The organism is Natrinema zhouii (assembly GCF_013456555.2).
Lineage (GTDB): Archaea > Halobacteriota > Halobacteria > Halobacteriales > Natrialbaceae > Natrinema > Natrinema zhouii.
Genome location: NZ_CP059154.1, coordinates 3,047,409 through 3,068,335 on the forward strand (window position 1 = coordinate 3,047,409; position 20,927 = coordinate 3,068,335).

The following is a 20,927-nucleotide window of genomic DNA, read 5'->3' on the forward strand; positions in this document are numbered from 1 at the left end:
GTCGGGGTTCATCGCGACTCACCCCGCTCGCGTGTGTAAACGTCTGTCACAGGCCCACGAACGGATGTACTCCCGCGCCCCGTGTCGGCGATCATCCGGATATCGCTATTCTCGTCGAGGCGCTGGATCACCGACGCACTCCAGGCGCTGCCAATCGCAGAGCGCAGCGCTGCCTGGACATCCGGGTTGTCGACCTCGTCGCGGAGTGCCTCGAGCTCGGAGCAGACGTCGTCGACGCGATCGACGACCTCGCGCTCGCCGACCAGGAGGCCGCCATCGCCGGCCTCGGTGATCGTCTCGCGGCGAAAGACTTCTTCGAGGTTGCCGTCAGGCTCCTCGTCGTCGGTGAACCACTGCTGGCGTTCCCCGCAGTCGGGACAGTAGTGCGCCGACGCACGGATCTTGGACTCGCAGTCGTCGCAGCAGGTTCGGTACGAGCCGCCCGTCACTGCTGGTCACCTCCCAGCTGTAGTGATTGTTCCAGTGGTAGTGACAGTTGGGAAAGGCTATTACCGTAGCCAGCGGTAATGTTTCCTGGTAAAATGACCGAGAGAGCAAAACGGGTAGTTCTAACCTGCGACCAATGTGGGCTAATACAGCCTGGAATTGATCTCTCAGATGGAGAGTTGAAGGCGATGGGCCGAGGTATCTGCAAGTGCGGCGGAAGTCGCTTTACTCTGTATGAGGGCTCAAACAGACCTGTCTTGTTCGAGAACTGATCGACGCCCCCGTCGGTCGCGACCTCACGCTTGGCGTTCTCGTCGGCCTGCTCCTGCTCCAGCTTCTTCGTCGCGATGAGCTTGTTGCACTTCCCGACGAGGATCTGTCGGGTGATCTTGTGCTCTTCGTGCTCGACGCGGACAATCTCTCGAAGCCGGTCGATCTCGGCGAGGGCCAGCAGCCCGTGCCACGAGATGAGGTCCTCGTTGTCGACCGCGCGGGCGATCGCCGCCTGGACGTCGTCCTTGGTGACGCCGTTGAGCTTCCGCCCCTGGTGGACGAGGTTGCCACGAGAGCCCCAGCGGGAGTCCGTCGTCGCGGGGTACTCGTAGACGTTGTCGAGCACCCACTGGTAGACGTCGACCTCACCGCCGTCGGCTCGGAGCTCGCTCGCCGTCGCGAACTCGCCGCCATCGGGGACGGTCTCATCCTCGTCGGCCTCGAGGGCAGCCTCGCAGTCATCGCACGTGTGGGCGTCCGCGAGTCGTCGTGGATCGTCACGGACGTCGGCGACCGGTGTCTCGAGGAGGTCACCGCAGGCAGCGGCGTGGCGCGTGCCTTCGAAGTACACCGAGGCGTGCCAGTCACCGTCGAGGTCCTGGACCCAGCAGACGATCCCTGCGTCGGCGTCGAAGTGATCCTCTGGGAGGCCGAGGCGGTCCTCGAGTTCGTCCATCTTGCAGCTCTGGCAGAGGTAGTCGCGGTTTCCGCAGGTCGGGCACGAGGACATCAGGCCTCACCTCGAGCCGTCCGGATCTCGTCGATACGTCCGCGTGCATCTTCGAGAGCCTGATCGACTTCGCCCAGGTCGGCGTCGCCGGCGATCGCCGACGAGAGAGCGGTGTCGAGCGTCGTGCGGAACTCTTCGGCGCTCATGCCGTCACCTCTTCGCCGATCAGCTCTTGGACGTCCTCAGGCGAGAGCCGATCACCGTCCTCGAGGTCGTCGAAGATCCCGCCGTGTTCGACGTTGTAAGCGAACTCGAACCAGATAGTGCCGTGGAGTTCGCCTGGATACTTGCTGACGAGCGCGTAGGCATCGGTGTCGTGAACCCGGACGCCTTTACTCTGGCTCATTAGCGCGATGTTGATGTACTCCGACATGTAGCCGATCTCGCCGAGTATGTGGTCCTCGCCGTCGAATCGGGTCAGCATGAAGTACATGTACTGCCCGCGCTCGGGCTCGTGGACGCGGACGGTCTTGGTCTCATAGACGCTCATGCTTCCGCCCCGCTGTCCTCGAGTGTCGCCTGCTCAGCGCCCTCGTCCTCCTCGACGTCGGCTTCGTCGTCGAACGTCGCGACCGGGACGATCTCTTCGTGGATGAACCGCCCGAGCAGCTCGGGCTTCATCTCGGCAGGCTCCCAGATGGCCAGATAACCGCTCGCGTAGATGACGAGCCGGATGTGGACGTCGTTCCAGAAGATCGTCCCCGCAACGCCGACGTCGGCGTCGGTGGCCTTGGACTTGAGCGCGCCGTGGCCCCACTCGATCGTGACGTCGTCGAGGTTGGATTCCTGGGTGACCATCTCGACCGTCCACTCCCGATCGGCGTCGCGCTGGTTGCGCACGAACTCCCAGGGCTTCAGCCGGACCGGCGCGATCTCCGGGCCGGCGAACCGCGAGAACTCGTTGAACGGCCAGTCGGGCTCGTGTTCGAGGTCGCTCGAGTGCGTGCGTTCGGCAAGGATCCAGCCCTCGCCGTCGACATCGGCGACCCACTCGCTGGCAACCTTCCGGGTGACCTTCCGTGTCTCGGTCTCGATCTCGTGGCCATCCAAGAGGACGCGTTCTTCTTCCTGAGGGACTTCGCCGGCGACCAGTCCGGACTGGATGACGAGGTCGTCCAAGTAGGTCTGAGTCTCTTCGACCTCGAGGGCGCGCCCCGTCTGATCGTGAGTGTTCTCGAGGAGGTCAGTGGCAGGCTCCTGGAGGAGTGCCAGCTGGCCGGCGATCATCGCAGATCATCCTCGCCGACCGCCCAGCGGCTGGTGATCCACGCGTCGTCGCCGTCGCCTTCGATACAGTAGCGCCCGGAGGGAGTCAGCGTCCCGACAGGGCGAGTGCGGCGGTCGGCCCGTGCGTCCTTCTCGACCTTGTCGAAGCACCGAGCGATGTCCTCGCGAGCGGCGCGTCGAGCCGCGTGTTCGAGAGCCGCCGAGTCTCGAGGGATACGATCGTCGGTGTTGGTACTATTCGATCCGGTATCGTCTTCTGTATGGTTGTCGTCTGCGTACATGGTTTCAGTCGTCCCGGGGCACATTCCAGCCCCGGATGGTTGTCGTCTGGAACCCGCGGACAGCCGGGGCGCGAAAGTTGGTACCTGGCGCGCTCCGGCCGTGGCCGCGAGTAACTGATTCTCTGTTGAACCTGATACACACTAAAAGCGACCCGCGGCATTTCGAAACAGCTACTGGCGGATAATTGCCTGTTACCGGCTGTTGCAACCGTCTTATCCGCTGTGTAACTATGACCGCGTGTCGCGTCTTTGATCATGCGTATCAGAGTCTCCTCGAGTCGGGCGCTTGGGACGCCCGCCTCACTTCGGTTTAGTTCGTAGCCTGTGCTCCTTCGACCGAGTCGTCGTTTGCCTGATCCGGCCGGCAGTCTTGCCGCTCAAGATATTCGTCGATCGCCTCGCGGATGATTTCCGAGCGGCTTACCGAATTACCGGGTTCGCTACGCTCGTAGGCAATCTCGTCGACGTCCTCGATCATTTCGTCCGGGATGCTTACCCCTGGAGATGCCATCATCACCACTTTACCAGCCTACCAGTATAAACGTTTGGTAGCTCACCAGACTGTTTAGACCACTAGCATTTATATTACCAAGGTACCACCACACCACTATGGCAAATACTGGGATCACTGTTCCCGACGAGCTGCTCGAGGACTTCGACGACAAAGTCTTCGAGCTGAAGGCGGAGGGAGAGATTGATCGCGACGCTTCGAGGAGTGAGGTCATCCGTACTCTCATGGAGGAGTGGGTAGAGGGAAACTCGAAATCGGATTCGACGGCGACGATGGCGACAGCTGACTAATCCGCTTTTGCAGTCTCTCGCGGATCGAACTCGACAGGCGCTTCTAACTCTTCGTACTGTTTCGCGTTCGTGTCTCCGAGCCTCCTAATCAAATCATAGTCGGCCATCTTCGTTGCCGTTCAGTATAGGTCACTAACTGTGCACTACGTAACGTGCGAGGACTCTTTTACAGCCCTGTGGTAGACACGCGCATGGTTGCAACAAACCAAATTTTCTCGGTTCTCATCATCTTCGCCCTCTCTCTACTTGTCATTCGGATTGGCTCAATCGCGCTTCGGATGACCGGACTCTCGTCCGATGTCTCCACATTTCAGGCCGCATCGGCGTTCTCTGGGGCCGGTTTTACGACTGAAGAGGCCGAATTTACGGTTTCCGAGCCCAGCAGACGAACCACGGTCTTATGGTTAATTCGCATCGGGAGTATCGGTGTCGTGAGTGCACTCGCGTCACTTCTCCTGTCGTTCATCAACTCTGGTGGCGAAAATTCGCTTACACTCGTCTATATTCTTGGTGGCGTGCTTCTGATTATTGCCATCGCGAAGAGTCAGTTGCTTAATGAAGCCGTTACACCCCTCATTGAACGGGCTCTCGAACGGACGACAGACCTAGCGATCCAAGACTATACCCGGATGCTTGGACTCCAAAGCGAGTATCGGGTCGCTGAAGTAGACGTGAACCAGGACGACTGGCTTTCGAACAATAGCGCCGACGAGATGAACCTCGGTGAAGAGGGTGTGCTCTTGCTCGGCATTCAGCGAAATGGCGACTACATTGGTGCCCCAGGATCAGATACAGAGATCCATCCTGACGACACTGTCGTCCTGTACGGAAAGGAAGGCCGGTTGCAGGAACTCTCTGATCGTGCCGAAGGCGATGTGGATGCTCACGAAGACGCGATTGAGGAACACAAAGATGTGCTTGACGAACAGGCTGAGCTTATCGATCAATGAGCAGCTGTAGTGTGCAGTTGTTCCGAAGGTAGAACACTTCGAATAATCTATTTTAACCGAATAGATCAACCCAGTTCCGTAGCCTCTCGAGGATCAAACTTAACGGGCGCTTCTAACTCTTCGTCGGTCGCTTCGTACTGTTTCGCGTTCGTGTCACCAGGCATCCTGATCAAATCGTAGTCGGCCATTTTGCTCAGGTAGTTCCACGCCTGCCGCCACGAGACTGGATCGTATCCCCGCCCTTCGAAGATTGCCTCTTTCTGCTCGCCATAGACCTCGCGCATCTCGCCGCCGGAGACCGGCCCGATCGTCCGGACGATCTCGTACAGCCGCTGGTGTGGCAGCGGCAGACTTCGGAGGTTCGCCTTCCGAATTTTCTGCATTGCGTGCTCGAACGCGTCCGCGACATCCTCGTCGAAAAAGTAGTCGTGGTTACGCTCGAGGGCCAGTTCTGCAGCGGAGAGCACGGTTTTAATCGCCCACCGTGCGACGCCGTTCGTTTCGTCGGCGATCCACTCGAGGTGTCCGTCCTGGGTTGGATCCCCAGTCAGGCCGTGCTCAACGCGGGGCTCGAGGATATCCACGAGCTCGTCGACGTGGTATTTCCGATACTTGATCTGACTGTTGCCGTGGAAGCGAGAGCGGAGGTCGCGGTCGACGCGGTTGAGCCACTCGACATGCTGGTGTGTGATCGCGATCACCGAGATGAGGTCGACCGAGAACAGATCCTCGAGGACATCCAGATCGGGGATCACGTCCGCCTCGTCGAGCACGACGATAGACGGCCCGTCGACGATCTTCTCGAGCATCGCGACGAGTTCCTCCCGTGGCTGGTTTCGGTGGACCATCGTCCCTTTCGGATATTTCTCGATCGCCTCGTGGAGGATCCCGTTGCCTGTCTTACCCGAGCATTCGATCAGCGCCGAGCTGACCGCGGACCGCTGACGGAGATCGCGCAGCATCTGGCGAGCAGTCGCCGTCTTCCCCACGCCGCTTGGACCGTGGATCAGGATATCATCGGCGCGGTTCCCGACCGTCGCCGGCTTGAGCAACCGAGAGAGCGAGTTTTTCTCTTCATGTCGATGGAGGATGTCGGTCGGGTACTCATCGTCGAAAACCCACTTCGATTCGATCATACGCCGACACTCTCACGTCCCCGACAAAAGTGATGGACCCCGGTTTCCGATAATTCCGATACAGGACTTATCAGAGAAATCTGGCAGTACAACCGTCAAGAGAATGGTTTGTCGCTTCCGTTACGAATTCCGAAACGAGACCAGTAGATGGTAGCATGATTTCTTTATTCAGGGTTTTATATAAAATTTGTGTTAAGTGTAGGGCAAAGACATATCAAGTCGGTGCCGAACACGAAACGCAAAATCTGTTCGTAACTTAGTTGGACAGTCCCGTAGAGGGTATTTACGCTCAGGGCACCACGGATTGGATGATGGCTACAGAAGCTTCCTTTACGGTTCCATCGGACGAGTTCCCGCTGGGGACGGTGTTCGAACAATTACCAGATGTGTCGGTCGAACTGGAGCGGATCATCCCCGCTCAAGACGTGGTGATCCCCTACTTCTGGGTTCGGGGAACCAGAGTGGACGATGTCGAAGATGCGTTCTTGGAGCATCCCGGCGTGAAGCGAATCCAGTTCGTCGACTCCGTCGAAGACGAGCATCTATTGCGCGTCGAGTGGGCGGTGGATTACGACGACGTATTAACCACGTTGACGGAGACGAAGGTCGCGCTCATCGAAGCCGTCGGGACGAACAAGCAGTGGACGTTCGATATTCGTGGCGACACCCGCGGCGATATTGCTGATTTTCAATCCCGATGTCGGGAAGTGGACATCCCGATCACGCTCACGGAGCTGCACGCGCTCACGCCGGTCGAGACGGCTACCGAGGCGGCGCTGACCGACACCCAACAAGAGGCGCTGGTGCTGGCCTACGAGCGTGGCTACTTCGAATCCCCGCGCGAGACAACGATGGAAGAAATCGGCGGCGAACTCGGCATCTCACAGCAGGCTGTCGCATCCAGACTCCGGCGCGGAATCAAGCACATCCTCGGGAAGACACTATCCGACGTATCGGCTCTCTCTCAGTAGAACACTTAAGAGTATGTTGGATACTAAAAAGCAGAGGTGACCCGTACGGGTCTTCTAACATGGTGTAATGAACGAGAGTCCCATCACGTTCGATATAGTACTTGACCTATGTGGAGATGAGCATCGTCGCATCATCCTCGCGGTACTCGCAGAAGAACAGCGTTCGTTGACGGTGAATGACCTCAGGAGTACGATTCTCACCTATAATCATCATATGCCAGTTACCGAAGCTTCTGGAGAGGTGCTAACGGAAATTCAGTCCTCGCTACACGAAACGCACATTCCAAAGTTAGAATCGGCAGGAGTCCTCGAATACGATTCGGAACGTCAAATCGTGGAACCAACGGAACAGTTCGACCAGCTACAGCCCCATCTATCTGTAATTCTCGGTACCGATCCGAATCTCGACGAACCAATTAAGTTGTAGTTCGTGCAGATGTCTCTCTATTTGCGATATGGGGCGTGTATTACTTCAGTGGTGTCTGAATGGAGGTTCGGTCAATAAGCAGACGTAGTTACCGGAAGTACTGTGTCCGAGAAGTTCGCCAGGGTCGGACAAAAGATCATGAATCAGCGGTAAGTACAGGCGAAGGCGTTACCGGAGCGACCATCCAACTCTCGAGTAACTGTTAGAAACGACGTGCTGAATACAGAGGATGGACGCAGCACAGAGGCTTCGTTTATTCCGTTCGGTCTTGGTGTCATCGATACATGCGGATGTGAATCAGTCGAGTTCCGATTTCAATGCAGCAGGGCGAAGCTACTCATCGGTGAGTTCTGGATACGCTACTTCCCACAGATGACCGTCAAGGTCGGCGAAGTAACCGGAATATCCACCCCAAAATACGTCCTGAGCTGGCTTGACTATACGACCTCCCGCAGCCTCGGCTTCCGCGAGAAGCGATTCCACCTCGTCCTTACTCGGAACGTTGTGCGCTAGAGTAACTCCAGAAAACCCGGTTCCGTCGTCGGAAACGGCCGCATCCTCGGCGAGGAGGTCTCTCGGGTAGAGTGAAAGCCACGTACCCTCAAGTTCGAAGAAAGCTACATCACTATCCTCGTCCCGATCTTGCATCGGGAAACCGAGGCCGTCCCGATAGAAACTGATGGACTGGTTGAGATCTTCGACACCGAGGGTCACGAGCGTGATTCTGGGCCTCATCAGTCGAAGAGAGATTCGATCAGTAGATAAATATTGCACTGTACTGAGCGTTTGGTATTCCGCGTTGATCGCTCCTCAGTTCGTGCCACATTCGCGCTCTGTATTCAGCACAACTCGATAAACCTCAATATTATCTGACAAACGCTTTGGTGTTCAGTCAGCAGCTGTAGTGTGCAGTTGTTCCGAAGGTAGGAAACTCCGAATAATCTGATTTGACCGAACAGATCAATCCAGTTCTGCAGTCGCTCGCGGATCGAACTCGACAGGCGCTTCTAACGCTTCGTCCACGACCTTGTACACGGTCGCGTTCGTCTCGCCGGGCATCTTGACCAGCCCGTAGTCGGCCATCTTATCGAGATAATTCCACGCTTGCCGCCACTTAACGGGGTCGTGGCCACGTCCCTCGAAGATCGCGGCCTTGTGCTCTCGGTAGACCGTTTTCATCTCGCCCGCCGGCAGTGGGCCTCGAACCCGCACGATCTCGTAGAGGCGCTGGTGGGGCAGCGGCAACGACCGCAGGTTCGCTTTCCGGATCTTCTGCATCGCGTGCTCGAACGAGTCGTCGACGTCCTCATCGTGGAAGTGGTCATGCCCGCGCTCAAGGGCCAGCTCCGCAGCCGAGAGCACGGACTTGATCGCCCATCGGGCAACGCCGCCGGTCTCGTCAGCGATCCGCCCGAGATGTCCGTCCTGGGTTGGATCCCCAATCAGACCGTGCTCGACGCGGGGCTCGAGGATGTCCACGAGCTCGTCGACGCCGTACTTCCGAAACTCGATTTGACTCTCACCATGGAAGTGCGGCCGGAGGTCACGATCGACGCGGTTGAGCCACTTGACCTGCTGGTGGGCGATCGCGATGACCGAGACGCCGTCGACGGCGAACAGATCCTCGAGGACATCCAGGTCAGGGATGACGTCGGCCTCATCGAGCACGAGGACATAGGGGTCGCCGTCGACGATCGCCTCGAGCACGTCGACAAGTTTCTCACGTGGGTGGTTTTGATGGACGAAGCTCTCACCATCGTGTTCCGTGACCGCTTCGTAGAGGATCCCGTTCCGTGTCTTGCCCGAGCATTCGATGACGGTCGACGCGAGGCCCCACCGCTGCCGGAGATCGCGAAGCATCCAGCGCGCCGATGCAGACTTCCCGACACCGCTCGGGCCGTGGATCAACACGTCCCGCGCTCGCTGGCCGTATCCTGTCGGTTTGAGAGCCTGCGAGAGCGAGTTCAACTCCTCGTTTCGGTGGAGAATGGGCGTGGGGTAATCGTCCCGAAAGACATCCCGAGATTCAATCATACCAGACCGTTTCGATGGGTGTCATAAAAGCCGTGATGGGCGGCGTTTCGAAACAGTGGCCGCCCCAGACTTTCCCACAGTATTTTAGATTTCAGTGATACATACTGGACATGGCATTCACAGACCGTATTCCGTTGATGGAGTCAGGGGCGACTGGACGGAACATCGTAGTAGCGATTCTCTATTTCGTTTTACTACCGTTCGTGGTGATCGCACTGCCGTTTTATCTGCTGTTTGCGATTGGGACGAATCGCAACGGACTCGGCGACACCGTTGCGAACTCGCCGCTGGGTGCACTCCCCGGCGTCGGTGGCGGCGGGTGGAGTGCAGGGATCGTCGTCTTCGCGATTGTTATCATCGCGCTCGGGGTGGTCGGTGCTGCTGTTCCGGATACCGAAGACCCAGGCGACGCTGGGGCTGAGCCAGAGGTCGACGGTACTGACGAGGATCCTGCCGCCGGTGACGGTGGTGGAGGCGATGGCGGTGATGGTTCTAACAGTGGCGATGGATCCGGCACCGCGAACGACGGGTCCGGTGATAACGATCCCGACGATGGGGGTGGGGAAACAGATGGATCGTCCGGAGGAACAGACGACTCGAGCGATGGTGGGGATAACACCGATGGAACATCTGATGGGGGCGATACCAGCGAGCCCGATAACTCAGAGCCGGCAGAGTTCCAGTCGATCCGTGAGGTTGACGACCGGTATGACTACGAAACCGAGATGCTCGAGGGCAGCGGTCAGACAGTCACCGATGAGTTTAGCGTTGCCGGTGGACCGACTGTCTTTATCTTCGAACACAACGGCGAGTCGAACTTCATCGTGGAACTGATTAACGCCGAGACGGGCGAGGTAGAAACGATCCCCGTCAACGAGATCGGGACCACCGACGGCGCAGTAGCGGTCCCACTCGGTCCAGGTGACTACTACTTCGATGTTGATGCAGACGGCAGTTGGTCGGTAGAAGTTGCTGAGCCACTCGCTCCCCCGGAGGCTGTTGTAGACACTCCGGCAGAGGTGTCTGGGGAGGGGATGGATGTAGTCGGCCCCATCGAGACTGACGGCCGCGTTACCGTCTCCGGAGAACACAACGGCGAGGAAAACTTCATCGTTCACTTGATCGACGAGACCGCGATGGACAGATACGGCCAAACGCTGGTCTTCAATGAGATCGGTGAGTTCCAAGGAGAGACCTCAGTCAGAAATGACGGCGGTGCTTGGGTTGCCGTCGATGCCGATGGAGAGTGGACGCTCGAATTCGAGTAACCGCAAAAAGAGCCGCTGTTTCTACTCGGCGATCGCGCTTAGGAATGCGCCTTGGGGCTGCACTGCTTTGATCCCACAGTCGGCATCGGCCAGCGCCCGCAACACACCCGGCGGGACGCGGTCGACGTCTGGGCCCAGCACGATCTCGAGGACGCGCCGGCCGCCCTGATCACGCCGGTCGATGAGCCGGGCGTCGTGAACAGTCGGGTGCTTGGGGACGGCCTCGGCAGCCGCCTCGAGGTTGGCCGTCTGGACGCTCATCGTTCCCTCCGGACAGTCGTCAGGCAGCTGGGACACGTCACGACCGGGCAGTTGTGGCTGTTCGCGAGGTCGTCTTCGCCGATCCGGATCAACGCTGTCCCGCAGTCGTCGCAGTCCTCGTCGAGGACTTCCTCACTCATCGTTGCCCTCCAGGAACTCGGCGATTGCCCGGCAGCGCTCAGCGACCTTTTCGTCGGTCAACGGCCGCTCGAACTCGACTCGCATCTCGACCGTGTCGCCGCTGGCCGCCATCACGCGGTCACCTCTTCCCAGACGCCGGCGCGTTCGGCGGCCTCGGAGTGTCCCTGCAGCCAGTTACGCGCCTCATGTTTCGCGGCGTCGATATCGTCCTGGTCGTGGACGTCATCCCAGTCGTCGACGACCTCGAGCAGATCCGCAAGTGCGGCCGCGATGACCTCGTCGACGACATCGTCGATGTGGTCGTTGATCTCCTCGGCTGCACCAAAGACATCCAGTCGGCGGTCCTCGAGATCCTCGTCAGCCGAGAGTTCGTAGACGTCCTCCGCGACCGAGACGTACCGCTCGAGGTCGACCCCGTGATCATGGTGGCCCTGGACTGCCTCGTAGACGTTGTTATGGCAGATCATTGCGTCGAACGCGTTCGCGCGCTTGTGGGCGAGTTCGTTGAGTCGCTTCCGTGCCTGCATCACCGCTCACCTCCTTCGTCGCTGCCGTCGGCACGGATCTCTGGGCCGGCGATCGCTTCGGCTTCGCAAGCGATCTGACGCTGGTGCTTGAGATCTTGTTGAGCCCGCTGTTCGCGGGCATCCGCGACGCGGGCCTGAAGTTCGCGCCGATCGACAACCTTCCCGCAGGAGTTGCATAGGCCGCGGGCATCAAGCGGCCGGGGTGCATCGCAGCGCTCGCAGCCGTTGGGATCTCTGCCGGCGATCATCGTTTACAGCACCTCCTCGAGGATGTCGTTCGCCTGGTCAGCCGCTGAGACTGGTCGTTCGGCCCAGCCATTCTCGCCTTCGTCGCCGACCTCCTGGTCGATGAACGCGATCCAGCGCCGGAGATCGTCACCGCCCTCGCCCATCGATCCGAGCAAGATACCCTCCGTGTGCAGGATTGGGCCTCGCAGCGAGAACACCGGCACCGCACCGGAATCGTCGCGATCCGCTCGAGACTTCGTCACAACGATGCGCTCGAGTTTGCGGTCGACGTGGTGGTGACGGCCTTTCTCGTCTTCGCCGACGTAGCCGTAGTTCCACGAGCGGCGCTCGAGAACGATGTTGTCTATCTGTGTGGTTCTATCCGAAACTTCTTCCGTGGGTGGAGTTGTAGTCGACATTGTCCTTGTCTGAGGACACAGGTCGGGTGCTGGAACACCCGGCCGAGAATTGTTTTCCCGGCCACCCTGCGTCTCTACTCCATAGTCTATCGGCCCCCACCATATAGTTTGTGACTCAAACTCGAATAACAAGTATGTATTAGTAGCATGTATCGGAAATTACTTTGCGATGGCGCTCATCGGTAGGTTTGTGATGCAAGCCAGTCAATCAAATCCCATGGCACTCGACGACGACGAGTTGCGGGATGTCGACCGGGATCTCCTTGACTATCTGCAGGAGGGGCGCGTGACGCCAGTCTACGCTCGTGACCGAATGCTCGAGGAAGAAAAGAGAGACATCACAAGCACCTACTTAGGACAGCGTCTCCAGCGCCTCGAGGAGCACGATCACGTGAAGAATCTCTTCGACACTGGACTCTACGAGCTCGTCGAGGATCCACGCGAGGAGGTGGACGATGAGTAGGACCTAGTCCACTGACGAGCGAGCCATCGACTGGCCTCGAGGCCACGACCAAACAAACCCAGCCGACCGCGATCCCTATCCGGGCGATCTCACGCCCACGCGCAAAGAGTCGTTCCAGTCGATCGTCGACGACCTGGTGTTCGGGACGGCTGTCAGCATCCGATTCAGCCACTGCGTCAGTGTCGATCCGATCGGAAAGCGGCCGAGGACTGGGTGGAACCGAAAGGGAGTTGGCGCTCGTGAGCGCTCAGGTATCGGCCTCCACTTCACTCAGTTGTTTGACGAATTCTGGGTCCCGGTGGTCAGGGAACAGCGATTCAGACTCATTTAGCTCCGAGATCGTGTTCATATCTTCATTACTCAGTTCGAAATCGAAGATATCGAAGTTCTCGACGATCCGCTCCTCATGGACTGACTTGGGGATTGCAACAATTCCTCGCTGTATCAGCCATCGAAGAACGACCTGTGCAGCCGATTTGCTATACTGCTCGCCGATCGAAACCAGCACGTCGTTCTCGAAGAGGTTGTTCCGTCCTTCAGCGAACGGCCCCCAGGACTCGTGCTGGATCTCATGCCTGCTCAGGAACTCAGCGTCTTCTGTCCGCTGGTAGAAGGGATGTGTCTCGATCTGATTGACTGCGGGGACGACCTCATTGTGGACGATCAGGTCGATCAAGCGATCCGGGTGGAAGTTGCTAACTCCGATCGCTTGAATCTTATCTTCGTGGTAAAGGTCCTCCATTGCCTGCCATGATCCATGAACGTCACCGAAGGGCTGATGGATCAGATACAGATCCAGATAGTCCAGTCCCAGTCGATCGAGTGACCGTTCAAACGCCCGCTTCGTGCTTTCGTAGCCAGCATCCTGTATCCAGAGTTTCGTGGTGACGAACACGTTCTCTCTCGCCACATCGCTCGTCTCGATCGCTCTGCCGACAGCCTCTTCGTTCTCATACCCGGCCGCAGTATCGATGAGACGATACCCGGTACGGAGCGCTTCGGAGACGCTTCGTTCACATACTTCGAGATCATCGATCTGATACGTACCGAATCCGAGGATCGGCATTTCCACGTCGTTGTTTAGCCTGACGGTTTCCATTTCCACGTTTGAATGTAGACCGCACGCCATTTGGATTCGATGCTATTCTAAAACCCCATTTAAGTCCCTTCGCCTAGCCCGAACACCCCTCCCTAGAGCGTACCGGATAGCACCATCTGAGTAGAGACTCAGGAAGTGGTTCAAGCACGGAAATACATATCGATATGACAATACTTGCGGGGAAACAGTGATAGTCAGATAGACATTGATTCTAGCAGATTTCGGATTCAGTAGGTCGGGAAGATACTGTCACGTCGAAGGGTTCGTCAGCGATGGCTGTGTCCCGATCGTCGACGTGATCAACTGGCGCTCCCCTCGGCGAAGAAGATTCGACATCGAGGGTTGAGAAATACCCATCTCCTCAGCCAAGTCGCCGGCCGTGGCCTGTCGGGGATTATCGTAGTATCCGTGAGAGATAGCGAGCGCCAGTGCCTCGTATTGCCGGTCAGTTAACCCGTACTGTGAGTGTTCATCTTGGGACAGAGAATCCTGCGTGATCGAGATAAGATCGATCCGAATGCCATGCTCATCGCAATGATTCCGCATATTATTGAACGACTCATAATTCTGAAAAATCTTCTTTTCATACCATCCTCCCGGAATTATAGTCGTCGGTTCTATTTGAGCCTTAGCGAACCGTCCGGGAACGAACGCTTCCGAAACAATATCCTCCAGTTTGACGTCGAGCTGATAGACGTCCCTGTCGCCCTCGCGTCCAAGGGGGGTTGTCCCTACTACTTCATCGAGAGCAATGAGATCATCTTCGGTAACACCATCAGCTGGGTCGAGATGGACGACGAACACCCGAGAGTCCCCTCCATGACACAGGCCGTGTTCACACTCGAGTTGATTGGATGGTAACGATTCTGCGAAACTAACGAACGGAAGCGAGGGCGAACTGACGAGGAGTTCCGCAGTCACTGTCATAGGATGTAGGAGACGCTACTCAGACTTAATCCTCTAGATTGGTACAGCCAGTGCTGACTTATATGCGATCATATTCTAGTGTCCCTGGCCATCTAATTTAAGGCCTCCCCTTCCGACTTCATTACCTATCAGTACGAACTCTACGGGCCGGAAAACGTTCGCCGTGTGAATTTTTCCGATACAAAATCAGAATTGGTCGGTGGCGATGGCGAGGGAACCTACGAACAGAGCTTCTATTTCGACCCTGGAAATGACTGGCCAATCGGCAAGTACTTGGCGGGGGTTACCATCCGCAACGAAGTCAGTGGGGAGATCAGCGAAACCAAGACCACAACCTTTGAGTTGAGATAATCACACCTCGGCGAGCTCGAGCTTGACACGCCAGCGATCGTCTTGGTAGCCGGCGAACGACAGTCGCCAGTTCTGGATGAGGCACGTTCCCGACTCAAAACAGGCCACTGCTGGCGCGTCGATCGTCACCGTCTGGGAACCGCTCCTCGAGTCCCCATGGAAGTTCTTGCCGTCCGGGACGGATCGCTCGACGATCGCGTCGGGGCAGCCTGCGGTGTCCAGGCTGCCGCCGATACAGTCGGGACCACACGGCTACCTCCAGCTGACGAGGAGGCGATCGCCGTGCCGCCGGCCTCAAGCGAAGACGAGCTCGACGAGGAGCCCCACGAGGTACTCGGCGTCGCGCTCGACGCGCCGGCCGCCGCGGTGAAAGGCGCGTACCGCGGTCTCCTGAAAGAGCGCCACCCAGATCACGGTGGGACCGAAGCGGAGTTCCATCAACTCCAGAAGGCGAAAGCGGCAATGCTCGATGAATAACCGATATCGGAGCTGCACGATGTAGATATGTTGCTACAATACAGGGCTATTACAGTAGAATGATCGACCCGGAAAGTAGCTCGACAGAGAATATCGCGTTTATCTTGGAGCCGTATTAACTGTTCTGACGGGCGTTCTGTGCTGTCTCCAGCGCCTCGATAGGCTGATCATTTTTGAGGAGAGTGGTAACGGATTCGACAGCCTGTTCCGGAATCATCTCTTCCTCGAGATATTCTCCTACGATCATCGCCGCTTCTTCTTCTATGGGCGTTCCTTTCAGTTCCATCGTAGTCTTGAGGTCACCCAATACATTCCCAGTCTATGAAGCTATTGGCCATATCTAACAGTGATAATACATTCTTCTGAGAAGCTAGGATTGATACCCATCTCGTAACTGAGCGACTTGCGTTGCTCCGTCTCTCGGTCACGCAAATTCGGCTATGGGCTCAGTCGATCGGTCTGCCGGCGGGCGTCGAGAGCGTGCTCCAATGCTTCCATGGGCTCGTCGTTCTCAAGGTAGGTAGTCACCGGTTCGACGGCCTCACTCGGGACCATCTCAAACTCGAGATATTTGTTTACGACCGACTCTGCTTGCTCTTCCAACGATTTCCCTTGCAGTGCCATCTTCACCACTATTGTCAGAAAAAGAATTGGTAAGTAAAGAATCTATTGGCCATAGGATTGGTTTCTAAAGGACTCTCTGATACGAGCCATGCCCTCTATAAGAGAAGGGCCGAACGATTGGAGGTAGGATAACGACCTCAATCGCTGCAGCCCAGAAACGATAAGGGTATTCCAGAAACTCAAAGGGGACTGCGACGAACTACTCGAAGATGATTGACTCAGACGGCCGTTCCACCGTTCGAATCTATGAGTGTCCATCGCCCGACAACTGCGACTTTGCGGCCGGCGGTGCGGCCGAGCTCCTCGAGCACGTCAACACCGAACACTCTGGAGAGTATCAACAGGAGGACTGGCCGGCTACCAACGTCGCCCAGGAAGAACGGCACCTGGACGAGGACGACAGCGACGAATCGCCCGACGAGTAAACGAGGCTTCTCTTCCGTTCAGCCGCTGGTAACATCGTTGTTACCAACATAATCAGGCAGTAGAGTTATTCAAAAACAGCCTCGAGATGATGATGACGAGGGGGAATGAAATGGGTTCAGTCGTTGCCCGACAGAATCCGCCCGACCCGAGACATACGATCCCTCGTCTTCCGAGATCGAATCACGCTCCGACGTGAAGCCAATTGTCACGCACATCGGTCTCGGACCTTCCCCTGGCGACAGATCACCTCCAGGGGATGGGGGCTCAACGCTGGCCTCTGGCCGGCGTTTCTATGATGCGATAGTTTATATACGGAGCCGCGGCCAACGCCAGCGATGTCACTCACCGATCGACAGGAAGACCTCCTCGTTGCAGTCGCACTGACTGAGTTTTCAGTCCACTACGAGAGCGCCGATCCCGAGCTCGCCGAACGAGCGTGGCAGCTGGCTGCCGACCGCCTCGTCGATCACGACGTCGAGCCTGCCAAGGTCGTCGGCGCGCTCGAAATTGGATAGCTATCGCTTGGTGTCTGATCGCCTCGAGAAAACCTCAAAGGCCGTCCGGATGGGCACTGGTAGATGGCCGCCAGACGGCATGGAAACAACATCGGGGTGGGGTTGGATGCTGATTGGATGTCCATGTCGCGTCGTGGGAACGCGACAGTGAATATGTTCGTCCCGGCCTATATCAACCTCGCTCCGATTCCAAGCCCGTTGGAATCGGCCTACTGACCCTTTGAAACCCTGCCGAGAATCAAGTAGCTACTCTTCTGCGAGCTCGAGCTCGACACGCCAGCGGTTATCCTGATAGCCAGCGAACGACAGCGCCAGTTCTGGATGAGGTACGTCCCCGAGTCGAAACTCGCCACTGCTGGCGCGTCGATCGTCACGGTCTGGGAAGCGCCCCTCGAGTCCTCACGGAAGTTCTTGCCGTCCGGGACGGATCGCTCGACGATCGCATCGGGGTAGCCTGCGGTGTCGACGGTCGTCGCCGCCTGGAGGTCGTCGACTCTCGATCAGCAACGTGAGGGGAAAGCAGACGTCGAGACCGGACTTCTTGAAGCACTGAACCACAACGTAGCGGCTATTGGGCCGATCTATTCCTATAGTCCGAGAGTGGGCTCATTATATCAAATCGTGTGGCCATGTTCTGCGGCCACTTGTGATTACACTTTAGGTAGAATGATCGCTGAATCATTTCAAGCCATTAGCATAGCTATTCAAATACTCCGATGGCGCGAGGAGTACAAGCGTCGAAAAGAAGCAGAGAAACGGCACCCGCGGACCTGATCTTTATCACGGAAGCCGCGGCCAACGGCAGTGATGCCTCTGGATGATCGTCGCGAAGACCTCCTAATCGCCGTCGCACTGACCGAGTTCAGCGTCCACTACGAGCAAGTCGATTCCGAGCTCTCCGAGCACGCCTGGCAGCTCGCAGCGAGCCGCCTCGTCGATCACGACGCCGGGCCCACCGAGGCCGTCGACGCACTCGAGATCGGATAAACGTCACTCGAATTTCTATACGAAGCTGTGGCCACTATCGGCGACATCCCTTCACTTGCGTAGCGCTACCGCTTTAGAATTTGAAAAACGCGCCGCGGGAGGAGAAAAACTACGGTCCCTACCCGGTAGTTTGCTCCCAGGCGGCGCATAACGCTAGATGGCGATCTAAGCGTTACGTGGGTGGTACTCCCACACTAATAGCATATTACTGAATCACTATTATTCTTCCGCCAGAGACTGTACTGGTGGTGAATACCAGTTTACAGTGGAGCAACCGTGCACGTGCGTACGCTGCTCATACTGGTGGAATTGAATCAGTTGGAAAGACTATAATAGAACACAAAACTTATGCCGTGAGTGGTAATTCAATCTTAATACCCCTATCCGGAGGCCCGTCGGTATGCGACGTGATGTCGATACCACGTGGACGGTCGCCTTCCGATGAATCGCATGCTAACCAACCGAAACACGATAATAACAAAAACATAATGACAAGCGAAACGACCTACCGCAAAAAGGGACGTGCAGTCGTCCTGGCAGCGCTAATGGTCCTCTCTGTTGTCGCCATGACCGTATCGTTCACGGGCGCGGCGGCAGCGCAACAGGCTACTGATGCAGACGCATCGATTAATGCAGAGGATATTGATGAAAACGATTTCTGGATCGGCCAGACAGTTGAGGTCTCAGGTTTAGAATCACCTGCTGACTTAGTGCATGACGGCGAATCCGTCCAGAACCTCCGTCTTGACGACGGTACTGCCACCATCGATACGAGTGACCTCAGCGAGGGTCGCTATCAAATCGAACACGGTGATACCTCCACGAATTCATTCTGGCTCAACGAACACGAGATCAACACTGAATTCGACAGCAATACCGCTACGCTGGGTAGCGAGGCTGTTTCCCTCACCTATGAGGACGTGAGCGAGGTACCACGTACCGGTAACGTTGAGCTCAACGTGACTGGCGAGTACGAGGGCGAGGCGCTCTCTGATTCTGAACTTGACAGCATCTTTGGAGCTGCTGATGGTGAAGGTGACGAGGACAACGCAGTTCTCATCTCCTCCGACAGCGTTGAAGCGCAGTTCGATGAAGATGAAGATGCTGGTAACTACAGCTTCACGTTCGATGTGACGGACACCACGGCTGAAGACACTGCAGAGCTCTCTGTTGTGGAACCCGGTAGTGCCAGTGTTGACTTCACTGAGAACACCTACGAAGGTGTCGCTGGTGACAATGTCGAGATCAGTCTCGATCTCTCGAACACTGAGGACGCAAATCTCAGACTAACTCACGGAGACACCCACGTTGGTGACTTCGAAATTACGGGCGTCGATGAAGAGCAGGTGACTGTTGTCTTCGACACATACGACGGTGACGTTGTCGAACTTCGCGACAGTGACGGTGAAACGATCGAAGGCGCTGATGCCGAGTTCGTTTGGGAGGCCGACGAGATGGCGCTTCCCGCAGCCGAATACGACCTTGAAGCACAGTACGACACCGAAGAGGATGTTACTGACGGTGCGCTGATGCTTCTCAACGAACGGTCGACCGACGGTATTACGTCGCACGTCGCACCGTCTGAGGTCGAGTTCGATAGCGACAACCCTGAAGAATTCCTTGGATCGACCACCGAGCGTGATTACATCGCGTACGGAGACCAGCTGATCACGCAGGTCGACGCCTCCGGTATCTACGGCAGCTCCCAAGGCGAGAACCCCCTGAATAGAGAGGGTGTCAGTCTCACCTTCGAGCGAGCAAGCACTGATGCATTCGACTCGGGTGAATCCTTCACTCTCTCCGATCTCGATGCGGCAGGGATCGATTACGATGTCTACACAGATGCTGAAAACGAGACGTTCTACGTAATCTTCAACACCGAAGATATCTCCCTCAGCTCTGAAGATATCCCCGAGGAGTCCGAAGCGGACCCCTTCGAGATGACCGCTGGCGAAACGTGGAACGCTACGTTTGAGGTCGGCAGCGACAACGCCTACGTTGAGGAGGATGAAACCGAGAGCGTCAGCACGAATGTTGACGTTGAGGAGGTCAGTACCGAGTGGAACGGCGAGTTCGACGAGGACGACCGCCTGCAGGTCCCGAACAGCGCAGAATCCGAAATCAGCGCACAGACTAACCTCGCACCCGGCACGACCGCCGACTACTACGTCCGCTTCCAGACGGAGGTCTACGAGGACGAGACCACCGTCACTGAAGACGGTACGATCTCCACGAACTTCGACTTCAGCGACCGCAGCGAAGGTGAAGAGATCCGAACGGTCCGCATCAACCCGCAGAGCAGTGATGAGATAGACACTTCGGGCATCATCGTTGCTTCGGAAGCCGAACCTGAAGCAGACATCTCCGTCGACGGAGAACTCGCTTCCTCTGAGGTTCAGGTTGGCGAAGAGGGCGAACTCACCGTGACCGTTACCAACAACGGTGACGCCGCAGGTACTGTCGACTTCCACGTCGACATTGGCGGCGATACCATCCACCAGGAAGAGCTCACCCTCGAGTCTGGTGAGGAATTCACTGACAGCTACACTGACTTCAACACCAGCGAAGCAGGCTCCGAAATCAGTTGGGAAGCCCACGCTGGTAACGCCACCGACTCCGGCGCGCTGAGCGTTGCCGAGTCCGATGGCTCCGACGGTAGTGACGGATCCGACGGTAGTGACGGATCTGACGGCTCCGACGGCTCCGACGGCTCCGACGGCTCCGACGGCTCCGACGGTAGTGACGGATCCGACGGCTCCGACGGTGACGACGGCTCCGATGGAGACGATGACGACGATGGTACGCCCGGCTTCGGTGTCGGCGTCGCTCTCGTCGCACTCCTCGGCGCTGCCATGCTGGCACTCCGCCGCCAGAACTAAACTGTAGAACTACCGGCTTCGGCCGGCCCTAACTTCCGCGGTTTCTTTTATCGGTCAC

30 protein-coding genes are annotated in these 20,927 nt (G+C 57.3%); 13 read left to right on the plus strand and 17 right to left on the minus strand.

Features of this window, described 5'->3' with window-relative positions; genetic code table 11:
- Positions 1-8 precede the first annotated feature (8 nt).
- The 7 genes from HYG81_RS33825 to HYG81_RS33855 form a co-directional block, all read right to left on the minus strand.
- The gene (locus HYG81_RS33825; RefSeq protein WP_180840564.1) at positions 9-449 is read right to left on the minus strand and encodes a hypothetical protein; all 441 of its coding nucleotides are present in this window, start codon (positions 447-449) and stop codon (positions 9-11) included.
- Positions 446-1,450: a hypothetical protein gene (locus HYG81_RS33830; RefSeq protein WP_180840565.1), complete on the minus strand. Its 1,005-nt coding sequence runs from the start codon at positions 1,448-1,450 to the stop codon at positions 446-448. Before HYG81_RS33830 ends, HYG81_RS33825 begins: the two co-directional genes overlap by 4 nt.
- The gene (locus HYG81_RS33835) at positions 1,450-1,596 is read right to left on the minus strand and encodes a hypothetical protein (RefSeq protein WP_180840566.1); all 147 of its coding nucleotides are present in this window, start codon (positions 1,594-1,596) and stop codon (positions 1,450-1,452) included. The genes HYG81_RS33830 and HYG81_RS33835 overlap by 1 nt, the downstream gene beginning before the upstream one ends.
- The gene (locus HYG81_RS33840; protein WP_180840567.1) at positions 1,593-1,940 is read right to left on the minus strand and encodes a hypothetical protein; all 348 of its coding nucleotides are present in this window, start codon (positions 1,938-1,940) and stop codon (positions 1,593-1,595) included. Before HYG81_RS33840 ends, HYG81_RS33835 begins: the two co-directional genes overlap by 4 nt.
- The gene (locus tag HYG81_RS33845; RefSeq protein ID WP_180840568.1) at positions 1,937-2,677 is read right to left on the minus strand and encodes a hypothetical protein; all 741 of its coding nucleotides are present in this window, start codon (positions 2,675-2,677) and stop codon (positions 1,937-1,939) included. The genes HYG81_RS33840 and HYG81_RS33845 overlap by 4 nt, the downstream gene beginning before the upstream one ends.
- Complete coding sequence (locus HYG81_RS33850) at positions 2,674-2,958, minus strand: hypothetical protein (RefSeq protein ID WP_180840569.1); 285 nt, start codon at positions 2,956-2,958, stop codon at positions 2,674-2,676. The genes HYG81_RS33845 and HYG81_RS33850 overlap by 4 nt, the downstream gene beginning before the upstream one ends.
- Before the next feature lie 310 nt (positions 2,959-3,268).
- The gene (locus HYG81_RS33855) at positions 3,269-3,469 is read right to left on the minus strand and encodes a CopG family ribbon-helix-helix protein (protein WP_180840570.1); all 201 of its coding nucleotides are present in this window, start codon (positions 3,467-3,469) and stop codon (positions 3,269-3,271) included.
- A 98-nt stretch (positions 3,470-3,567) separates the two neighbouring features.
- Between HYG81_RS33855 and HYG81_RS33860 the strand changes: the two genes are divergently transcribed.
- On the plus strand, positions 3,568-3,759 hold the full coding sequence (locus tag HYG81_RS33860; protein WP_180840571.1) for a CopG family ribbon-helix-helix protein: 192 nt from the start codon (positions 3,568-3,570) through the stop codon (positions 3,757-3,759).
- 191 nt (positions 3,760-3,950) lie between these two features.
- Positions 3,951-4,709 (plus strand): TrkA C-terminal domain-containing protein, encoded by a 759-nt coding sequence (locus HYG81_RS33865; RefSeq protein ID WP_180840572.1) that lies wholly within the window; start codon positions 3,951-3,953, stop codon positions 4,707-4,709.
- 65 nt (positions 4,710-4,774) lie between these two features.
- Here the strand turns inward: HYG81_RS33865 and HYG81_RS33870 are convergent, their stop codons facing one another.
- Positions 4,775-5,845, minus strand: a complete 1,071-nt coding sequence (locus HYG81_RS33870; protein WP_180840573.1) for a Cdc6/Cdc18 family protein — start codon at positions 5,843-5,845, stop codon at positions 4,775-4,777.
- Positions 5,846-6,156: 311 nt separating this feature from the next.
- Between HYG81_RS33870 and HYG81_RS33875 the strand changes: the two genes are divergently transcribed.
- A complete protein-coding gene (locus HYG81_RS33875) occupies positions 6,157-6,816 on the plus strand; it encodes a helix-turn-helix domain-containing protein (protein ID WP_180840574.1) in 660 nt (219 codons plus the stop codon).
- A gap of 67 nt (positions 6,817-6,883) precedes the next feature.
- On the plus strand, positions 6,884-7,243 hold the full coding sequence (locus HYG81_RS45785) for a DUF7344 domain-containing protein (protein ID WP_226375962.1): 360 nt from the start codon (positions 6,884-6,886) through the stop codon (positions 7,241-7,243).
- Between the two features lie 333 nt (positions 7,244-7,576).
- Here the strand turns inward: HYG81_RS45785 and HYG81_RS33885 are convergent, their stop codons facing one another.
- Both HYG81_RS33885 and HYG81_RS33890 read right to left on the minus strand, forming a co-directional pair.
- Positions 7,577-7,978, minus strand: a complete 402-nt coding sequence (locus HYG81_RS33885; protein WP_180840575.1) for a VOC family protein — start codon at positions 7,976-7,978, stop codon at positions 7,577-7,579.
- Positions 7,979-8,203: 225 nt separating this feature from the next.
- Positions 8,204-9,277, minus strand: coding sequence for a Cdc6/Cdc18 family protein (locus HYG81_RS33890; RefSeq protein WP_180840576.1), 1,074 nt, complete (start codon positions 9,275-9,277; stop codon positions 8,204-8,206).
- A gap of 110 nt (positions 9,278-9,387) precedes the next feature.
- On the opposite strand from HYG81_RS33890, the gene HYG81_RS33895 reads away from it, so the two are divergent.
- Positions 9,388-10,545, plus strand: coding sequence for a hypothetical protein (locus HYG81_RS33895; protein WP_180840577.1), 1,158 nt, complete (start codon positions 9,388-9,390; stop codon positions 10,543-10,545).
- Between the two features lie 21 nt (positions 10,546-10,566).
- Here HYG81_RS33895 and HYG81_RS33900 read toward each other — a convergent pair whose 3' ends face one another.
- From HYG81_RS33900 to HYG81_RS33910, 3 genes are all read right to left on the minus strand, one after another.
- A complete protein-coding gene (locus HYG81_RS33900) occupies positions 10,567-10,806 on the minus strand; it encodes a hypothetical protein (RefSeq protein WP_180840578.1) in 240 nt (79 codons plus the stop codon).
- Complete coding sequence (locus HYG81_RS33905) at positions 10,803-10,946, minus strand: hypothetical protein (RefSeq protein ID WP_180840579.1); 144 nt, start codon at positions 10,944-10,946, stop codon at positions 10,803-10,805. Before HYG81_RS33905 ends, HYG81_RS33900 begins: the two co-directional genes overlap by 4 nt.
- A 111-nt stretch (positions 10,947-11,057) precedes the next feature.
- Entirely contained in the window at positions 11,058-11,474 is a 417-nt protein-coding gene (locus tag HYG81_RS33910; protein ID WP_180840580.1) for a hypothetical protein, read from the minus strand.
- Here HYG81_RS33910 and HYG81_RS33915 point away from each other — a divergent pair.
- Positions 11,465-11,653 (plus strand): hypothetical protein, encoded by a 189-nt coding sequence (locus HYG81_RS33915; RefSeq protein ID WP_180840581.1) that lies wholly within the window; start codon positions 11,465-11,467, stop codon positions 11,651-11,653. The two genes, HYG81_RS33910 and HYG81_RS33915, sit on opposite strands and share 10 nt — an antisense overlap.
- A 72-nt stretch (positions 11,654-11,725) precedes the next feature.
- Here the strand turns inward: HYG81_RS33915 and HYG81_RS33920 are convergent, their stop codons facing one another.
- Positions 11,726-12,121, minus strand: coding sequence for a hypothetical protein (locus HYG81_RS33920; RefSeq protein ID WP_180840582.1), 396 nt, complete (start codon positions 12,119-12,121; stop codon positions 11,726-11,728).
- A gap of 217 nt (positions 12,122-12,338) precedes the next feature.
- Here HYG81_RS33920 and HYG81_RS33925 point away from each other — a divergent pair, with 217 nt between their 5' ends.
- Positions 12,339-12,584 (plus strand): hypothetical protein, encoded by a 246-nt coding sequence (locus tag HYG81_RS33925; protein ID WP_180840583.1) that lies wholly within the window; start codon positions 12,339-12,341, stop codon positions 12,582-12,584.
- Positions 12,585-12,831: 247 nt separating this feature from the next.
- Here the strand turns inward: HYG81_RS33925 and HYG81_RS33930 are convergent, their stop codons facing one another.
- Together HYG81_RS33930 and HYG81_RS33935 are read right to left on the minus strand one after the other, a co-directional pair.
- The gene (locus HYG81_RS33930) at positions 12,832-13,713 is read right to left on the minus strand and encodes an aldo/keto reductase (protein ID WP_226777495.1); all 882 of its coding nucleotides are present in this window, start codon (positions 13,711-13,713) and stop codon (positions 12,832-12,834) included.
- Positions 13,714-13,932: 219 nt separating this feature from the next.
- Positions 13,933-14,610, minus strand: a complete 678-nt coding sequence (locus tag HYG81_RS33935) for a helix-turn-helix domain-containing protein (RefSeq protein ID WP_180840584.1) — start codon at positions 14,608-14,610, stop codon at positions 13,933-13,935.
- A gap of 507 nt (positions 14,611-15,117) precedes the next feature.
- Here HYG81_RS33935 and HYG81_RS33940 point away from each other — a divergent pair.
- Positions 15,118-15,438, plus strand: a complete 321-nt coding sequence (locus HYG81_RS33940; protein ID WP_180840585.1) for a DnaJ domain-containing protein — start codon at positions 15,118-15,120, stop codon at positions 15,436-15,438.
- Between the two features lie 115 nt (positions 15,439-15,553).
- Here HYG81_RS33940 and HYG81_RS33945 read toward each other — a convergent pair whose 3' ends face one another.
- On the minus strand, positions 15,554-15,724 hold the full coding sequence (locus HYG81_RS33945; RefSeq protein WP_180840586.1) for a hypothetical protein: 171 nt from the start codon (positions 15,722-15,724) through the stop codon (positions 15,554-15,556).
- A gap of 547 nt (positions 15,725-16,271) precedes the next feature.
- Between HYG81_RS33945 and HYG81_RS33950 the strand changes: the two genes are divergently transcribed.
- The 5 genes from HYG81_RS33950 (at position 16,272) to HYG81_RS33965 (ending at position 20,869) form a co-directional block, all read left to right on the plus strand.
- On the plus strand, positions 16,272-16,487 hold the full coding sequence (locus tag HYG81_RS33950) for a hypothetical protein (RefSeq protein ID WP_180840587.1): 216 nt from the start codon (positions 16,272-16,274) through the stop codon (positions 16,485-16,487).
- A gap of 336 nt (positions 16,488-16,823) precedes the next feature.
- Entirely contained in the window at positions 16,824-17,003 is a 180-nt protein-coding gene (locus tag HYG81_RS33955) for a hypothetical protein (protein ID WP_180840588.1), read from the plus strand.
- Positions 17,004-17,324: 321 nt separating this feature from the next.
- On the plus strand, positions 17,325-17,456 hold the full coding sequence (locus tag HYG81_RS45420) for a hypothetical protein (protein WP_255647613.1): 132 nt from the start codon (positions 17,325-17,327) through the stop codon (positions 17,454-17,456).
- A 354-nt stretch (positions 17,457-17,810) separates the two neighbouring features.
- Complete coding sequence (locus HYG81_RS33960) at positions 17,811-17,990, plus strand: hypothetical protein (RefSeq protein ID WP_180840589.1); 180 nt, start codon at positions 17,811-17,813, stop codon at positions 17,988-17,990.
- 248 nt (positions 17,991-18,238) lie between these two features.
- Positions 18,239-20,869 (plus strand): BGTF surface domain-containing protein, encoded by a 2,631-nt coding sequence (locus tag HYG81_RS33965; protein ID WP_226777496.1) that lies wholly within the window; start codon positions 18,239-18,241, stop codon positions 20,867-20,869.
- Positions 20,870-20,927 lie beyond the last annotated feature (58 nt).

Excerpts from the sequence above, each read along its gene's own strand:
- HYG81_RS33830 (WP_180840565.1), bottom strand. The coding sequence starts at position 1,450 with ATGTCCTCGTGCCCGACCTGCGGAAACCGCGACTACCTCTGCCAGAGC.
- HYG81_RS33835 (WP_180840566.1), bottom strand. The coding sequence starts at position 1,596 with ATGAGCGCCGAAGAGTTCCGCACGACGCTCGACACCGCTCTCTCGTCG.
- HYG81_RS33840 (WP_180840567.1), bottom strand. The coding sequence starts at position 1,940 with ATGAGCGTCTATGAGACCAAGACCGTCCGCGTCCACGAGCCCGAGCGC.
- HYG81_RS33845 (WP_180840568.1), bottom strand. The coding sequence starts at position 2,677 with ATGATCGCCGGCCAGCTGGCACTCCTCCAGGAGCCTGCCACTGACCTC.
- HYG81_RS33850 (WP_180840569.1), bottom strand. The coding sequence starts at position 2,958 with ATGTACGCAGACGACAACCATACAGAAGACGATACCGGATCGAATAGT.
- HYG81_RS33855 (WP_180840570.1), bottom strand. The coding sequence starts at position 3,469 with ATGGCATCTCCAGGGGTAAGCATCCCGGACGAAATGATCGAGGACGTC.
- HYG81_RS33860 (WP_180840571.1), top strand. The coding sequence starts at position 3,568 with ATGGCAAATACTGGGATCACTGTTCCCGACGAGCTGCTCGAGGACTTC.
- HYG81_RS33865 (WP_180840572.1), top strand. The coding sequence starts at position 3,951 with ATGGTTGCAACAAACCAAATTTTCTCGGTTCTCATCATCTTCGCCCTC.
- HYG81_RS33870 (WP_180840573.1), bottom strand. The coding sequence starts at position 5,845 with ATGATCGAATCGAAGTGGGTTTTCGACGATGAGTACCCGACCGACATC.
- HYG81_RS33875 (WP_180840574.1), top strand. The coding sequence starts at position 6,157 with ATGGCTACAGAAGCTTCCTTTACGGTTCCATCGGACGAGTTCCCGCTG.
- HYG81_RS45785 (WP_226375962.1), top strand. The coding sequence starts at position 6,884 with ATGAACGAGAGTCCCATCACGTTCGATATAGTACTTGACCTATGTGGA.
- HYG81_RS33885 (WP_180840575.1), bottom strand. The coding sequence starts at position 7,978 with ATGAGGCCCAGAATCACGCTCGTGACCCTCGGTGTCGAAGATCTCAAC.
- HYG81_RS33890 (WP_180840576.1), bottom strand. The coding sequence starts at position 9,277 with ATGATTGAATCTCGGGATGTCTTTCGGGACGATTACCCCACGCCCATT.
- HYG81_RS33895 (WP_180840577.1), top strand. The coding sequence starts at position 9,388 with ATGGCATTCACAGACCGTATTCCGTTGATGGAGTCAGGGGCGACTGGA.
- HYG81_RS33900 (WP_180840578.1), bottom strand. The coding sequence starts at position 10,806 with ATGAGCGTCCAGACGGCCAACCTCGAGGCGGCTGCCGAGGCCGTCCCC.
- HYG81_RS33905 (WP_180840579.1), bottom strand. The coding sequence starts at position 10,946 with ATGAGTGAGGAAGTCCTCGACGAGGACTGCGACGACTGCGGGACAGCG.
- HYG81_RS33910 (WP_180840580.1), bottom strand. The coding sequence starts at position 11,474 with ATGCAGGCACGGAAGCGACTCAACGAACTCGCCCACAAGCGCGCGAAC.
- HYG81_RS33920 (WP_180840582.1), bottom strand. The coding sequence starts at position 12,121 with ATGTCGACTACAACTCCACCCACGGAAGAAGTTTCGGATAGAACCACA.
- HYG81_RS33925 (WP_180840583.1), top strand. The coding sequence starts at position 12,339 with ATGGCACTCGACGACGACGAGTTGCGGGATGTCGACCGGGATCTCCTT.
- HYG81_RS33930 (WP_226777495.1), bottom strand. The coding sequence starts at position 13,713 with ATGGCGTGCGGTCTACATTCAAACGTGGAAATGGAAACCGTCAGGCTA.
- HYG81_RS33935 (WP_180840584.1), bottom strand. The coding sequence starts at position 14,610 with ATGACAGTGACTGCGGAACTCCTCGTCAGTTCGCCCTCGCTTCCGTTC.
- HYG81_RS33940 (WP_180840585.1), top strand. The coding sequence starts at position 15,118 with ATGGAAGTTCTTGCCGTCCGGGACGGATCGCTCGACGATCGCGTCGGG.
- HYG81_RS33945 (WP_180840586.1), bottom strand. The coding sequence starts at position 15,724 with ATGGAACTGAAAGGAACGCCCATAGAAGAAGAAGCGGCGATGATCGTA.
- HYG81_RS33950 (WP_180840587.1), top strand. The coding sequence starts at position 16,272 with ATGATTGACTCAGACGGCCGTTCCACCGTTCGAATCTATGAGTGTCCA.
- HYG81_RS33955 (WP_180840588.1), top strand. The coding sequence starts at position 16,824 with ATGTCACTCACCGATCGACAGGAAGACCTCCTCGTTGCAGTCGCACTG.
- HYG81_RS45420 (WP_255647613.1), top strand. The coding sequence starts at position 17,325 with ATGAGGTACGTCCCCGAGTCGAAACTCGCCACTGCTGGCGCGTCGATC.
- HYG81_RS33960 (WP_180840589.1), top strand. The coding sequence starts at position 17,811 with ATGCCTCTGGATGATCGTCGCGAAGACCTCCTAATCGCCGTCGCACTG.